Origin of the sequence: Nodosilinea sp. FACHB-131 (genome assembly GCF_014695395.1) — a bacterium.
Lineage (GTDB): Bacteria > Cyanobacteriota > Cyanobacteriia > Phormidesmidales > Phormidesmidaceae > Nodosilinea.
Genome location: NZ_JACJOF010000021.1, coordinates 1 through 14,340, shown reverse-complemented (window position 1 = coordinate 14,340; position 14,340 = coordinate 1). Strand labels below are relative to the sequence as shown.

Here is a 14,340-nt window from a genome sequence, read left to right as displayed (position 1 = left end):
TAAAGGCAGGATCAACTATCCAACGGACTTTTCACCCCCAGTCCACCTCGATTTAGAACATGGGTATAAATCATGGTGGTCTTGACATCTTTGTGGCCCAATAGCTCTTGCACCGTGCGAATGTCGTAGCCATTTTGCAGCAGATGGGTTGCAAAGCTGTGGCGAAACGTATGGCAAGATACACGCCTTTGAATATCAGCAGCTCGAACGGCTTGTTTAACCGCCTTTTGCAATCCACTTTCGTGAAAATGATGGCGACGGCAAATGCCCATGCGCGGATCGATGGAGCGACGCTCTGCGGGGAATACATATTGCCAAACCCATTCCCGATCAGCATTAGGATGTTTACGTTCGAGGGCATAGGGCAAATAAACCGACCCATAGCCTTGGGCTAAATCTTGCTGGTGCAGTTACCGAATTCCTTGAATGTGGTGGTTTAAGGGCTCAATCAGCGCACCTGGCAGCATCGTCACTCGGCTTTCTCGCCCTTTAGCATCTCGAATGATGAGCTGACGCTGACCAAAATCAACGTCTTTGATCCGTAACTTCAAGCCTTCAGTCAGCCGTAGCCCACTACCGTAAAGCAGTTTAGCCACTAGTTGGTAGACTCCAGATAGGTTGTTGAGCACAACGCTGACCTCGCTGGGCGTCAACACCGTGGGCAGATATCGAGTAGGCCGAGCCCGGACGGCATTCAAGTTCCAGTCTGTATCTTGCTGATAAACCTCTCGATACAAAAATATTAAGGCGCTGAGCGCTTGATTTTGGGTGGATGGTGCGACCTTTTGCTCAACCGCAAGGTGAGTTAAAAACGCTTCTAGTTCAGCAGCACCCATTTCCCTAGGTGGCCTCATCTGATGAAACGCTATGAAGCGCTTGATCCAGTGGATATAACTTTTCTCGGTTTCATATGAGTAGTGCCTGACCCGGAGCACCTGGCGAACTTGATCAAAAAGCTTGGGGGTAGATGCCACGGCAACGTTTGTACGGAGAACAGTATTGTAATAAATAGTACATGCTTACGCACCTCTGGCTTTGTGAAGTTATACGGAAAATTTCTGGGTAACTACCCCTAGCAAGGATAATATGCGGCAATTATCCGTATAACTGCCTTCAGAAGGTGAATTATACGGAAACTGTCGGTATAACTGCCCTCTCTAATGCAGTTATACGGAAACTGTCGGCATAATAAGTTGTTAGCCCGCAAAAAGGTACCCTCATGGGTCATTCTCTTGATATTGAAATTGCTGAATAATGTTGAAATCGCGTTAGCCATTAGCGAAGGAGCTAAGCTATGTCTCAGTGGAGCGGTTACACTCAGCTAGGCAATGAAGTTATCAAATACCCTCCGTCTGCCGTGTCTTGGGGACTTAATCGTATTGATGTCTTTGTAGTAGGTACTGATAATAGACTCTATACCAAATCATGGAATGGAACTAAGTGGAGTAGTTACACTCAACTGGGCAATGAGCTTATCTCCAGTAGGGAGGCTGTTGTGTCTTGGGTGTCTGCCGTATCTTGGGGACCTAATCGCATTGATGTCTTCGTGATAGGAACTGATAGCAGACTTTACACCAAATCATGGGATGGAACTAAGTGGAGTGGTTACACTCAACTGGGCAATGAAGCTGTTATTGAAGTGCCGTCTGCCGTATCTTGGGGACCTAATCGCATTGATGTCTTCGTGATAGGAACTGATAGCAGACTTTACACCAAATCATGGGATGGAACTAAGTGGAGTGGTTACACTCAACTGAGCGATGAAGCTATTGTTGTTGGATCGGTGTCTGCCGTATCTTGGGGACCTAATCGTATTGACATCTTCATGATAGGAGAAACAGATCGTAGACTTTACACCAAATCATGGGATGGAACTAAGTGGAGTAGTTACACTCAACTAGGTAATGAATCTGTCGCTAGTACGTCTGCTGTGTCTTGGGGACCCAATCGCATCGACGTCTTCGTAGTGGGAGCTGATGGCAGACTTTATACCAAATCATGGGACGGAACTAAGTGGAGTGGTTACGCTCAACTAGGTAGTGAAGTTATTGGTCTACCGTCTGCTGTGTCTTGGGGACCTAACCGTATTGATGTTTTCGTGACAGGAACGGACAATAAGCTTTATACAAAGTTCTGGGACGGAACTAAGTGGAGCGGTTACATTAAACTAGGCGATGAGCCTTTGGGCAGTGCGCTGTTATCTGCCGTGTCTTGGGGACCTAACCGTATCGACCTCTTTGTACAAGGAAGCGACGGTAAGCTTTACACTAAATCTGGTGAAATCAGTGTTCCTCAGAATTATGTTGCTCAGATTGTGATTGATGAAATTAGAGCGGATTGGACAACGGAAAGAGGAACGTTGAACAATCGTGATGAAGCCTACTTCGTTCTTACCGGAGGTACCGGGTCAAACACCGGATATCGTCCAGTTAATGGCGGTAAAATTGCACCTCCACCTCCTGAAGATTATTTTCAATTCTGGAACGAAACGGTTATCAATAATATTAGGCTAGCAGAGCTTTCTCTTAACGCTGGAGAGTCAGCATTCGTAACAGTTGTGCTGCGGGAGCAAGACAACGCTCAACTACCTGCCATTAAAGAAGCTGCTATTGCTGCTGCTGCTGGCATTGCAGCCTATTTTGGTGCACCCACCGCAGGTGTCGCTATGGAGAAAGCCAAGAGTGCAGCAATGCAGTTTTATGAATCCTTAAAGCAAGACGGGCATCAAAACATTGGTAGCTTCAGTGTAAGGGTTGTCTACAGAGATGGACAACGTAAAGTAGAGTGGGTTTCTGGTTCTGCTACAGAACTAGTGCATCAGGATGGTTCCACTGCTTTGTTCAAGGCTACTGATAGCGATGCTCAGTACATCATGCGCGTAAGTGTGAAGTAGCACGATCGCGGTCTAACAATTCGGGTGCAGCGGATTGACTGAAACCACTTGGGTGTGATGAAAAGGTATCGACAACCGCTGACCCGAACCGTTAGAAGAAAATTTTGCTCTAAGTCTAGAACTTTAGTTCCAGGGTTTTTAGAAGACGTCTTATACCCCCAACCGCTGCAAACGATACAGACTCGAATACAACCCCTCCCGTGCCAGCAGCTCGTCGTGGCTGCCCTGCTCCACCAGCTCGCCATGCTTGAGCACCAGAATGCGATCGACATGGCGGATAGTGGAAAGGCGGTGGGCAATAATAATCGCCGTGCGCCCCTCTAACAGGCGCTCCAGCGCCTCTTGAATCATCGCCTCGGTGCCCACATCCAGGTTGGCCGTGGCCTCATCCAGCACCAAAATTCCCGGGTCGCGAATCGCCGCTCGGGCAAAGGCTAGCAGCTGCTTTTGCCCCCCTGAGAGATTCGTGCCCCGCTCCCGCAGCTCAGTGTCGTAGCCCTGGGGCAGATCTTCAATCAGGCCGTGAATATTGGTCTTTTTCGCTGCCTCAATCACCGCCTCTAAGGGATATTCCTCCCCCAGGGTAATGTTGCTCTTTACATCCCCCGCAAAAAGAAAGCCATCCTGCAAAATTACCGCCATGCGCCGCCGCAGCTCCGCCTGGGGCAAAGCGCGAATATCAACCCCATCCAGCAAAATTGCCCCCTGGTTGATGTCGTAGAGCCGACACAGCAGCCGAATGATCGAACTTTTCCCCGCTCCCGTCGGCCCCACCAGGGCTACCTTTTCACCAGGGCGAATGGTAAAGGTGAGGTCTTTGAGCACGTGCTCATCGGCCTTGTAGCCGAAGGTGACGTGGTCGAAGCGGATTTCGGAGGCCTTGGAGGGGTAGGGGGTGGGTGGGTGGGTGGGTGGGTGGGTGGATGGGTGAGGGGGTGACGAGGATGGGGAAGATGAGGAGGTGGGAGAGTAGGTTGTGGGGAAGTTGGTTGAGTAGTCGTTCTCAGCTATTGATTCCTTCACTCCGTTACCGTTGTCGCCAAGCCTCATTGCCGCTTTCCTAGCTCCCCTTGCTTCCCTACCTTCCTCATCTCCCTTACCTTCCCCATCTCCGCTTACCTTCTCCGGGTCGCGGATTTCCACCGGCACGGTAAACAGGTCGGTGATGCGCTCCACGGCGGTGAGGCCGGCCTGGATGGCGGTAAACTTGTCGGCAAACTGACGCAAGGGGTCGAAAAGGCGCTGGGCAAAGAGAATAAAGGTGGCCAGGGTGCCGAAGGTGAGGGCGTTTTGCATCACCAGCAGGCCGCCGAGCCAGAGCACGCCGCCGATCGCTACCAGTGAGATCCACTCCAGCGTCGATGACACCGCTGAGTCGTAGAAAATGGTTTTATCGACGGCGGTGATGTATTTCTGGTTGGTGTGGCGAAACATTTCGGCGTTGTAGCGCTCGCGCCGAAATAGCTGCACCACGTTGATGCCTGCCACATTTTCTTGCAGGGTAGCGTTGAGTTCTGAAAGATGCTCGCGGGATTTGTAGTTGGCTTTGCGAAACTGCTGCTGAAAGTAAATAATCAGCCAGGTGACGGGCACTAGCAGGGCCAGCAGCATGAGGGCCAGCTGCCACTGCATAGTAAACATCACCACGATCAGCACCAGCATCGAAACTACGTCGGTGATGATGCCCACCGCCCCAGTCGAGAATACGTCGCCCAGGGCATCGACGTCGCTGGTGATGCGGGTAATCAGCTTGCCCACGGGGGTGCGATCAAAGAAGCGCACCGCTAGCGAGGTGACGTGGGTAAACAGGTCAGTGCGAATGTCGGCAGTAATATTCTGGCCTACGGCCTGCACTAGGTAGCTCTGAAAGCCGTCCAGCAGCAGGCGAATCAGGACGGTGACGACCAGCAGCCCCACCAGCAAATTGAGCCCGCCCTGAAGGGTCGCACCCTCCAAAAAAAACATGACCGGCTCTTGGCGAATCAGAGAGATAGCCTGACCAATCAGTACCGGCTGGAGGGCGTTGGCCAGTGACAGGGGCACCAGCAACACCAGCGGCATCACCAGGGCATTGCGGTGCTTATAAATGTAGGGCCACATGCGCAGAAACAGCCGCCAGTCGCTGTCGGGGCGGCGGGTGGTGTCGTCGCTGGGGAGGGTGGGGGTAGCGGTCATGGAGGTGATGCAAATGTTGACGCAGCCTCCAGTTTAGGTCTGAATCGAGGTAAGTGGCAGAGCCATACCCCCGACTCACCGACCCCGCACCCATCCAGCTAATTGCCGCAGCTCAGCACCGTAGCATCGGGATTTTCTGTGGTGGCTTGCTGCATTTGGGTAGGGTTGGGTCTGCCGTAGGTGCTGAGGGTCTGCACATCTTCGGGGGAGGGGATCGCTGCGGCAACCTCCTGACCCAGGTCGCTGACGTAGATCACCTGGTCGATGGTGAGCTGCCGCTGCTCCTGTTCGGCGTAGAGGCTGGCGTAGCGATCGCTCACCCGTTCCTGCCACTGGGCCGGGGCGCAGTAGCTGCGATCGATGATCACCGTCACCGCTGGGCCGGAAAGAAATTCGCGCAGACCCAGCCCCAGGCCAGCAAAGGCCAACCAGCCCGAGCCGATGGTGAGAATCAGTCGTTGATTGGGGTTACGCATAGGGGCGGGAAGACGGGGGATTGCGGTGGCAGTTCAAAATTGTCAATTCAAAGTTAAAAATTGGTGATTCTAAATTTTTAACTTTGAATTTTGAATTCTAAAGATTCACCTGGAACAGATCCTTGAACAGGGTTTGCACGTTGTCAGGGGTGCCCTGCTGCACGGTGGACTCGCGCAGGGATGCGATCGCCTCCAATTCCCCCTGATTCACCTCACCGTAGGCAATGGGGTAGAAGCGCACATCGCTGTAGGCAAGAATGTCTTGAACGGCGTCAAAGGTATAGCCCCGGTTGACCTCACCATCGCTAAGCAGCAGTAGGTAGTAGCGTCCGTTAGGGTCTTTTTCTTTTTGGGCCAGCAGGTCGGCTAGGCCCACCATGGCCCCGTCGTACATGGCTGTCGCACCATCGGCCCGCAAACTGTCAACGGTGGCCAAAAACTTTTGGTGCTGAAGCTGATCAAAAGGAGCTAGGGGCAGTCGGCGACTGGGCGCATCGGCAAAGGTGACGACGCTGACGTAGTTGCCTGAGTTAATCTGCTCAGCGGCAACCCGTAAACCATCCTTAAGAGCCTGAATCCGCTCCCCTTCCATGGAGCCGCTGGTGTCGATCACTAGAGCCATATAGACGGTGCGGCCCCCATCTTTGCGGAGTTTCCAGTTTGACTGGGCGGCCAGCAGGGTTTCCCCGTTGGGGAAGGGGGGCACCTGCTTGGCCTTCAGGTAGTCGGTTTCAACAAAGCCCTGCTGCTGGGCCAGGGTCTGCATTTCGGCCGACTGGGCAAACTGGGCAAACCGCTGTAGGGCCGCCACCTGCTGGGGCGTGTTCCAACCAAAGCCGACTAAAGGATTGTTGTGGGGCACGCCAAAGGGCACAAACTCGGTGTCGCTAAAGCCGGGCACCTCGCGCAGGGCCAGGTAGTTTTGGTATTCCAGCGGAAAGGCTTGCAGATTGCTCTGGTCGCGCAGGAATAGCTCCTGCAAGTCGAGGGTGGTGGGCGTGGTGATCAGCACCTGCTGCTGAAACTGGTCAAAGACCGAGTTGACCTGGGGAGTTTGCAGCTCGGCTACGGTGAGCGGTCCGCCATTGTCCTGGTGCCCAGCGGCCCGCCAGTACAGCGTGTAGAGCAGGTTGAGCGCAGTGGAGCTGCTGTAGGGGTTGGGGTAGGCTACGGTGACTTCGCCCGAGGCGATCGCATTCAGCAGCCGGTCAAAGCTGACGGTGCCGTTTTCAGCCAAACTATCGTAGACGGGCTTGGGCAGCACCCAACCAGCGGTGTTAGGCACCAGGCGGGCGGCCACAGGCACGGTGCTCACCCCCTGGCTCTGCACCATCGCCACCCAGAGATCGTTAGATGGGCTATAGCCCTGGGGCTTGACGGCTCCGGCCCCTAGCAGCCGAGCGGCGGTACCCGAAGCCACCTGGCGCACTCCCACCTGAATCACTTCCCCAGAAGGCAGGGTCTCTTTGCGCTGGTTAAAGGCTTCGGCAACTTCCACCAGCCAGCGCTCGTTTTGGCGATCAACGTTGGCCTTTTCAGAGGAACTATAGATCTCTATGTAGGCGGTATTGTTGCCGCCCGGTTGGGCCGCGTGCAGCGGAAAGGTGTTGACATCAGGCAGGGGATCGACGATCTGGTCGGTGGTGTAGCGACTGGCCACCTCATTAGGGATCAGCTCTTCGCCAACGGTGATCTTGGGCAAGACCGACTGCTCTAGGGCCTGCCGAGCGCTCTCCACAGAATCAACTTTGGGAGTGCCATTGAAAGCGTCTGGTGTGCAGTTCCACAGCAGCACGGCGCAGAGGCTGATGAGAAACGGAATGAGGGGGAGGCGGCGCATTTTTGGGAGTGGATGAGTGGATGGGTGAGGGGTAGGGGGTGGGGAAGTAGATACAGGACAAATTGCGTGTTTTCCTGAAGGTTTTTGTAGATTGGGGGCTACGCGGAATCTTGGTTGTCTTGGAGAATGGTTTTGTTGGCCTCAATCAAGGATTGGAGGCTGTGGGGTAGGGTGCTGTCGCCAGCGGTGTCGAGGGTGGAGAGGGCAACCTGGTCTTGGAGCTGTTGCAGTTGGGAGTGGGTGGCCTGGAGGCGATCGCGGCTGGCGGCCAAGCGCTGCTGGGCCATCTGTTGATAGGCTGGGGTTTCGATCTGGTCAAGCACGGCTAGGCCGTCGGCCACCTGGCCTGAGAGATCGAGCACGGTGTGCAGGGCTTCGAGCAGTTCCACTTGCAGAAGGGGGTCGCGATCGTAGATGCGGGCAGCAAAGCATTGCGATTCGGTAGACCAGGCTTGCACTTCGCGCCAAGCTTTTTGGGCTTTTGGCGGCACCCGTTGCTCCAGAGTACCCAACTGGCTGGCAAAGGTTTGGGCGTCGAGCAGATCGCCGCTGTTGGCCGTCGCTTTGCTGGGGCGAAAGCCCGCCGCCCAACTGCTCACCATGGCCGCCGCCACTCCGGAGCCCGCCAGCACAGCTATGGGTTTTGGCCCCGCCAAAACTATCATCAAGGCATACCCCAGGGCGGTGCCCCCCAGCAATAAATAGGTTTGGGGCTGCCCCCACAAGGTCGATCGGCGCATACCCATAGCCTGCTGAACCCCTTTAATTAACGCTACTGTAGCCTACGGCACCGTCAGCGTCCCCCCTAGGGCATTGATGGCGTCAGACAGCTGGGGTTCGGCGGCACTGGTGGCCGCCACCAGCAGCAGAAATGCTTCTTCGCCGCGCTGGCGGGCAAAGATTTTGCCGGTAATGGGTTGAGGCGGGGCGGCTCCCTGGCTGAGGCGGCCCGTCCAGTTAATGCGAATGCCGCCGCCGGGGATGGGCTGCACGTCGTCACCTGCCACAAAGCCCTCCCCCGCCCCAAAGGTACTTTCGGCTGCCGCCACTAGGGCCGCTTCAGGTGTCTGGGCCGTAGGCAGGGGGGTCACCGCTACGGTGTAGGCTAAACTGCCATCCGCAGCTTGAAATAGCGGACTGCCACCTGCCGAACTGACGCTGTAGCCGTCTAAAATGCCGATCTGAAACCGGCCCTGGGGGTCTTCAAAATTGCCGTTGACCATAGGCAGGGCCGGTGCCAGGGCTGGCAGTGGGGCGTTGGTTTGGGCAAGCGCATCCCGATCACTAATCCCGCCGCTAAGGTGCATTTCCTGGGTCAGCACGATACTCACGACCAGGGCGATCGCCGCGATCGCTAGCCCCCTAAACCGCCGAAACAGCTGCCCCATGGTGGAATCCTCGTTATCTAACCGCCAAGCATAGCAACTCTGTCGACCGAGAACTCTCTCTATTAAAGAAGTTAATCTTGGGTGCTCCCTAAGCGACCCCATTTGCCCCAGGGACAGGCGTTGCCGCAGAGCACCCCAGAAGAAAAGAGGACAACTCACCCCCTACCCATCCACCCTCTACCCGCCTACTCACCTACCCATCTACTCTCCAAAATACGCTTCCACACAGCGCACAAACATCTCCACCCCCAACCCCAGGGCCGTTTCATCAAAGTCGAAGCGGGGGTGATGGTGGGGATAGGCCAGCGCCTTGTCGGCATTGGCTGAGCCTAAAAAGAAGTAGCACCCCGGCACTTCCTGCAAGAAAAAGGCCATGTCTTCGCCGCCCATGGTGTGACAGTCGGGCACGACCCCTGCTGGGGTTTCTACCACTGCCAAAGCCACCGATCGCACCAGATCCGCCATGCCCGCATCGTTGATCACGGGTGGATAAAGTGCTCTGTAGTCGAAGCTGTAGCTGGCTCCGTGGGCCTGACAAACGCCCGCAATGATCTGCTCCATGCGGGGGGCAAAGTAGTCGGCGTAGACGGAGTCGAAGTAACGCACCGTGCCGCTGAGGGTAGCCGTGTCGGCAATCACGTTCTGAGCCTTGCCGGCGTGAAACCGACCCACGGTGACCACCGCCGATTTGGTGGGGTCAATGTTGCGGGCCACAATAGTTTGCAGCGCATTGACAATCTGCGACCCCACCACGATGGAATCAACCGTTTGGTGAGGCAGCGCGCCGTGGCCGCCCTTACCCTGCACCGTGCAGGTAAAGAATTCTGACGCCGCCATCAGTGCCCCGGTGCGCACGCCCACGGTGCCTAAGGGCAAGTTATTCCAGAGGTGAAGGCCAATTATGGCTTCCACGTCGGGGTTCTTCAGCACTCCCGCTTCAATCATGGGTTTGGCACCCCCCGGCCCCTCTTCGGCAGGCTGAAAGATAATTTTGACAGTGCCCGCAAAGTCGCGGTGGGTGGAGAGATAGTAGGCGGTGCCCAGGGCAATCGCCACGTGGCCGTCGTGTCCGCAGGCGTGCATCACCCCGTCGTGCTGTGAGCAGTAGGGCACGGCGTTCTCTTCTTGAATGGGTAGGGCATCCATATCGGCGCGAATGCCCAGCACCGGGCCGGAACGGGTGCCCTCAATCACCGCTGCCACGCCGGTTTGAGCGATGTTGCGTTGGTAGTCAATGCCCCACTCGCTGAGCTTTTCGCAGATGAAATCGGCGGTCAGCCACTCTTTAAACCCCAGCTCGGGCCGCTGGTGCAGACCGCGTCGCCAGGTGACCAACTGATCTTGCAAAGCTTGAATGGTTGGGCGAATGCGATCGCGGTTGACGGGCAGCGGCGGGGCAGTGGTGGCAAACATAGCGCAACAATAGAGAAATGGGGTTTAGCAAGCCTCTCCTGCGGGCGAGAAGCACTTCTATCAGCATAAACCAGTCGCCTTGGCCCCCTGGGGCTGCCACAGACAAGACCCGGCCCAGCATTTGCAGTTTAATAGGAGGTGTTCAACCCGCACCCATGCTCACATCTATGACCCTCCAGGAATTACAAGATCAGGTTCTGCAACTCTCTGTCGAGGACCGTTGGCAGCTCGTGAATACGGTTTTAGCCTCGCTGCAAAAAGAAACCCACTGCGCTCTGATGGAACCTGACCCTGCCTTTCCAGACATTGCCTTTCGCTCTGATGCTGAGAATAGCTGGGTGCCCGTGGTACATGGCACCAGCATTCATGTGCGAACCGTGGTGATGGCGGCAACTGAGTGGGAATGGTCAACGGAGCAGATTGCCGAAGAGTATGGTCTTTCTGAAGATCAGGTGAAGGCGGCGCTGGTCTTTTATCAGGCCCACGGCGATGAGGCAGCTGTAGCCGTCACTGAGCAGATACCCACGCAAGTGCCCGAGCAGGTAGTCGAGAAACCGATCGAAGCAGCAAAAGCCTAACCTCACCCTACCCCTTTCTACAGAGCCCTCCCAAATCGGAGCAGCGTTAAACTGTCAATAACGCAGTTACAAAAGTTAACCAATGCTTCCCGATTTGATGGGTGCCACCCGAGACTACTGGCGCAAGCTAGACGAGGTCGAAGCCGCCTACCAGCGCAACGAGCTGACCATTAAAGAGGTTGATGCCGAAGTTAAGGCGCTGATGGTTGAGCTGGGCCAAACCCGGCGACAGCTGCTGCGCGACTCGTGGGCGATCGCGCAAACCTTTATCAATCAGCAGGGCGAGGCACTAGCAGGGGTAGCGGCGCTAGGCGTGCTGGCCTACGTATGGCTGGTGGCTAGTGGGCAGGCTTAATAAGCTCTATTGGTGCTTAGAGTGAGGGTGTTTTCTCGTCTGGGCAGCGAAGGCGTTTGCGCTCGGAGTTATAAAAAATATACCTGGCCTTCGTTCTACATCTGAATTGTTGGCTTAAGCAAGCGTTTCTTTGCCACCTAAGCAAACAATTTACGCTATTTCAAACGGACTTGAAGTAGTTAAATATCGGTTTCTAGGATATTCATTTGTCCAAAATGACTCGGCTTCATTTGCGCCACACTACTACGACTACCTACTTGCCTTTTAGGAGATATACGCCCTGATGCATAATCAGGCAGCAGAACTAATTGTTGTGTTTTGGATGGTCGAACAATGTCTCTGTTGGTTAGCTGAGAGGAGCCTATGTACTTACCATCTCGCTCAATTTCCCACAAGCCATCTAGCATTCCTTGATGAATTACGCTCATACAATCTTCACGAGTAGCCGGATGAAAATCAACCGTTCCTTCATATATTTGTTTAAAGGCTAAATTGTTAGTTTTATGTAGAAATCTATCTAGCTGCTCTGTAAGTCTATCTCTACAAGCTTGATTATTTCTTGTGTTTATGTCTAGCAACTTTAAGTTGCTGCTAAAATCCTCAATTGTCCGATATCCAAGACCGAAAACTCCATAATGAAACTGGTAGTCTAGATTATTATATAGCCATAAGTTTCTGCGCATTACGCTGACCGCAGTAGGCTGATTTGACAAATGTATTAGGTAGTAATAAACTGTATCTCTATTTTTCATGAAAGCAAATGTCCAGGCAAATCTAGGGTTGCTCTGCTTTCTGTAAAGCTCTAAAGCTGCATTCTGTGACAAAGTCTGGCGCTGAAGATTTGGCAAGTTGTCATAGTCGGCACAAAATGAATAAGCTTCACCTAAGTTGTATTGTCTTAAATAGCTTTCACCTCTTCCATTCTTAAAAGCTTGCACGATTGGCCTTACAAAAGCATCATTTTGCATGTGATTAAGCAAAACCTCTGATCTGCCAAGAGAAAGGATTGCCTTAGACATTCCCGGCAGATCGACGCTACCGAATGGATCAAGAAAGAAGAAAGAATATCCGCCACGAGACTTGATCCACTGTAAGCATTCGCCCAAGTGGTCCTCAAAATGCCCTGATTTAACTTGAATGATTCCAGAGTCTAGCAAATGACCATATCCATGATCCCTAATTTGCTGCTTGAGACAATCTGTATGTTCTTTTCGCCTATCAACAAATAAATAAGCAATATCCAGTTTCTGGTAGGGTTTACGTTCCTGAACTGATTTCCAACCACTCTCGATGGCCCTAATTATGCGGATTGGCGAGCCCTCCCATGTGGAATTGCCATCCCTATAGATACCACCCCCACAAAAGCCGTCTACCAGGGTAACTTGCTGTGCCCCAAAACGACAGTTCCCAGTAATTGTTGCCACCCAGTCGCTTAAGTAGCTTTCAAGTAATTGATGCTTAACCTTAGTATGTGGCTCAATAGAAGGAAACTGGCCATCAGTCGTCCAAACAACTTTGGAACTGCGCTTGTACTTCTGCCAATCTTCCATGTCTATGAGTCCCTTGCTTACTAGGGCTGAGTAATATTTTTAACCATGCACAGTAATCCTAGCAATTTCTACGCATAGTGGCAACACTCTGTCAAGAAGTAAATCTGTACGCTATATACAGCTTTAGACACAATTTGGCTGACGATGCTTGATTGATTGGATCCCTGATATTTGTTTTATCTAAAGATTACAACTACTCCAGTGTTCCATCAGTTATGATTAGATAAAGTTCAAATGTACTAAAATGGCTTCTGTCTCCGGCACTGAGACGATCTTGTCTCCCTTGCAAAGAAGCGGACTCAACAAAAAGGGACTATGTGACTATGTGGTCAATGTAGCTTCTGGTTGTTTGCATGGGTGTACTTTTTGCTATGTCCCTTCCACGCCCACAATACGTACCCGTCAGGAGCACTTTCGCACTAGCGGAGTAAATGATCCTCAAATGGACTGGGGAGATTATCTTCTGTTAAGAGACAAGTTGCCAGAAAAGTTAGAGGAGCAACTTAACAGAAAGCGTACTTGGAAAGAAACTGAAGCAGGTAAAGGAGTCGTACTTCTTTGCTCTGGCACTGATCCTTATCAAAATAATAGAGTTGCTAAAATAACTCGTCAGTCGGTAAAAATACTTCTCAAGAGTCAGAAGCGAATCAGAATTTTGACTAGAAGTCCCTTATGGTTAAAAGATTTGGACGTTCTTATGGATAGGAACGTTACCATAGGCATGAGTCTGCCACACTTAGATGATCAGCTAAGTCGTCAAATTGAACCGCATGCGCCTTTGCCATCCGATAGGCTTAAAGCTTTATACATGGGTAAAAAGTCTGGGTGCAGGCTTTATGTAGCCATTGCTCCTACAGTTCCCCAGATGGGTAAGAAAGACTTTTTAGAGTATTTAGGCAAAATACTTCCTCTGGAACCGGAGGTTATTTTCTGGGAACCTATCAATGCTAGGGGTTCAAATGGGAAAAGAATGCTGTCTGCGGGGCTATCTTTTGCAGCTTCGGTAATGAGTCATAAAGATTGGGCTGAAAACTTTCTTAAGCAATGGAATGCAATAGAGGAGGCTGCTGCAGAATTAGGTTGTCTAGACATTCTGCATATTTGGCCCGACCCTGCTTTAAATAAGTATATAAGCTCGGATAGACTTGAAACTTGGTTTTATCGACCGACTGTTGAAGTTTGGTAAAAACATTCATGAGCTTTTGAGGGCACCTCGATAGAAAACCAAATGTTTTGAGGGGTTCACCTACAGTTATTGCTATGAAGTGTCACCTAGATATAAACGAACAAACTTATCCGCGGCTTCCGGGTCGATCTGCTTGAGAGCTTCCTTAATCTCAAAAATCACATCTCCTGCTGGGTCGCGTTGCTCATGTACCCAACGGTTCACGCTAGGGCGCGGCACACCCATAGTCACCGCCAGCTTGTTCTGGCTGATGCCATAAATTTCTAAAACTTGCTTTAAAGCCTTGCCCACACGCGCCATCCCCCGATTGTGTCAGAGGGATTTGACGGCGTAAATGTAACCAATCTGGTACGATGCGTGACATACTGAATAGTATAGCTACAGCCATGTGAGTTAGGACGTAAGCTATAAGCAGAGACATTTTCCTCCAAGTGCTATGCCCAAACCCTACAGCCTCGATTTGAGGCAAAAGGTCATCGACGCCAT

At 52.6% G+C, this 14,340-nt stretch carries 12 protein-coding genes and 1 pseudogene; 4 read left to right on the top strand and 9 right to left on the bottom strand.

Translation table 11 applies throughout. From position 1 onward, the window contains the following. Window positions 1–11: 11 nt before the first annotated feature. Window positions 12–974: pseudogene (locus tag H6F75_RS28120) on the bottom strand (integron integrase). A 320-nt stretch (window positions 975–1,294) separates the two neighbouring features. On the opposite strand from H6F75_RS28120, the gene H6F75_RS12730 reads away from it, so the two are divergent. After that, on the top strand, window positions 1,295–2,893 hold the full coding sequence (locus H6F75_RS12730) for a hypothetical protein (RefSeq protein ID WP_190752797.1): 1,599 nt from the start codon (window positions 1,295–1,297) through the stop codon (window positions 2,891–2,893). 150 nt (window positions 2,894–3,043) lie between these two features. Here H6F75_RS12730 and H6F75_RS12725 read toward each other — a convergent pair whose 3' ends face one another. The 6 genes from H6F75_RS12725 to H6F75_RS12700 all read right to left on the bottom strand — a co-directional run bounded on the left by H6F75_RS12725 (window position 3,044) and on the right by H6F75_RS12700 (window position 10,185). Next, entirely contained in the window at window positions 3,044–5,068 is a 2,025-nt protein-coding gene (locus H6F75_RS12725; protein WP_190752795.1) for an ABC transporter ATP-binding protein, read from the bottom strand. Between the two features lie 98 nt (window positions 5,069–5,166). Continuing rightward, window positions 5,167–5,544, bottom strand: coding sequence for a hypothetical protein (locus H6F75_RS12720; protein ID WP_190752786.1), 378 nt, complete (start codon window positions 5,542–5,544; stop codon window positions 5,167–5,169). Window positions 5,545–5,641: 97 nt separating this feature from the next. Further along, on the bottom strand, window positions 5,642–7,384 hold the full coding sequence (locus H6F75_RS12715) for a VWA domain-containing protein (RefSeq protein ID WP_190752785.1): 1,743 nt from the start codon (window positions 7,382–7,384) through the stop codon (window positions 5,642–5,644). A gap of 98 nt (window positions 7,385–7,482) precedes the next feature. Beyond that, a complete protein-coding gene (locus tag H6F75_RS12710; protein WP_190752784.1) occupies window positions 7,483–8,124 on the bottom strand; it encodes a hypothetical protein in 642 nt (213 codons plus the stop codon). Window positions 8,125–8,166: 42 nt separating this feature from the next. Continuing rightward, on the bottom strand, window positions 8,167–8,772 hold the full coding sequence (locus H6F75_RS12705) for a hypothetical protein (RefSeq protein WP_190752783.1): 606 nt from the start codon (window positions 8,770–8,772) through the stop codon (window positions 8,167–8,169). A 201-nt stretch (window positions 8,773–8,973) separates the two neighbouring features. Then, the gene (locus H6F75_RS12700) at window positions 8,974–10,185 is read right to left on the bottom strand and encodes a M20 family metallopeptidase (protein ID WP_190752782.1); all 1,212 of its coding nucleotides are present in this window, start codon (window positions 10,183–10,185) and stop codon (window positions 8,974–8,976) included. 155 nt (window positions 10,186–10,340) lie between these two features. On the opposite strand from H6F75_RS12700, the gene H6F75_RS12695 reads away from it, so the two are divergent. Continuing rightward, a complete protein-coding gene (locus H6F75_RS12695) occupies window positions 10,341–10,763 on the top strand; it encodes a DUF433 domain-containing protein (RefSeq protein ID WP_190752781.1) in 423 nt (140 codons plus the stop codon). Window positions 10,764–10,845: 82 nt separating this feature from the next. After that, window positions 10,846–11,118, top strand: coding sequence for a hypothetical protein (locus H6F75_RS12690; RefSeq protein ID WP_190752780.1), 273 nt, complete (start codon window positions 10,846–10,848; stop codon window positions 11,116–11,118). A 179-nt stretch (window positions 11,119–11,297) separates the two neighbouring features. Here the strand turns inward: H6F75_RS12690 and tcmP are convergent, their stop codons facing one another. Next, a complete protein-coding gene (gene tcmP / locus H6F75_RS12685) occupies window positions 11,298–12,668 on the bottom strand; it encodes a three-Cys-motif partner protein TcmP (protein ID WP_190752778.1) in 1,371 nt (456 codons plus the stop codon). A 244-nt stretch (window positions 12,669–12,912) separates the two neighbouring features. Here tcmP and H6F75_RS12680 point away from each other — a divergent pair, with 244 nt between their 5' ends. Continuing rightward, window positions 12,913–13,854, top strand: coding sequence for a radical SAM protein (locus H6F75_RS12680; protein WP_190752776.1), 942 nt, complete (start codon window positions 12,913–12,915; stop codon window positions 13,852–13,854). A gap of 72 nt (window positions 13,855–13,926) precedes the next feature. Here H6F75_RS12680 and H6F75_RS12675 read toward each other — a convergent pair whose 3' ends face one another. After that, complete coding sequence (locus H6F75_RS12675) at window positions 13,927–14,154, bottom strand: helix-turn-helix transcriptional regulator (protein WP_190752773.1); 228 nt, start codon at window positions 14,152–14,154, stop codon at window positions 13,927–13,929. Between the last annotated feature and the right edge of the window lie 186 nt (window positions 14,155–14,340).

Coding starts and splice junctions, on each gene's coding strand:
- H6F75_RS12730 (WP_190752797.1), top strand. CDS start 1,295: ATGTCTCAGTGGAGCGGTTACACTCAGCTAGGCAATGAAGTTATCAAA.
- H6F75_RS12725 (WP_190752795.1), bottom strand. CDS start 5,068: ATGACCGCTACCCCCACCCTCCCCAGCGACGACACCACCCGCCGCCCC.
- H6F75_RS12720 (WP_190752786.1), bottom strand. CDS start 5,544: ATGCGTAACCCCAATCAACGACTGATTCTCACCATCGGCTCGGGCTGG.
- H6F75_RS12715 (WP_190752785.1), bottom strand. CDS start 7,384: ATGCGCCGCCTCCCCCTCATTCCGTTTCTCATCAGCCTCTGCGCCGTG.
- H6F75_RS12710 (WP_190752784.1), bottom strand. CDS start 8,124: ATGCGCCGATCGACCTTGTGGGGGCAGCCCCAAACCTATTTATTGCTG.
- H6F75_RS12705 (WP_190752783.1), bottom strand. CDS start 8,772: ATGGGGCAGCTGTTTCGGCGGTTTAGGGGGCTAGCGATCGCGGCGATC.
- H6F75_RS12700 (WP_190752782.1), bottom strand. CDS start 10,185: ATGTTTGCCACCACTGCCCCGCCGCTGCCCGTCAACCGCGATCGCATT.
- H6F75_RS12695 (WP_190752781.1), top strand. CDS start 10,341: ATGCTCACATCTATGACCCTCCAGGAATTACAAGATCAGGTTCTGCAA.
- H6F75_RS12690 (WP_190752780.1), top strand. CDS start 10,846: ATGCTTCCCGATTTGATGGGTGCCACCCGAGACTACTGGCGCAAGCTA.
- tcmP (WP_190752778.1), bottom strand. CDS start 12,668: ATGGAAGATTGGCAGAAGTACAAGCGCAGTTCCAAAGTTGTTTGGACG.
- H6F75_RS12680 (WP_190752776.1), top strand. CDS start 12,913: ATGGCTTCTGTCTCCGGCACTGAGACGATCTTGTCTCCCTTGCAAAGA.
- H6F75_RS12675 (WP_190752773.1), bottom strand. CDS start 14,154: ATGGCGCGTGTGGGCAAGGCTTTAAAGCAAGTTTTAGAAATTTATGGC.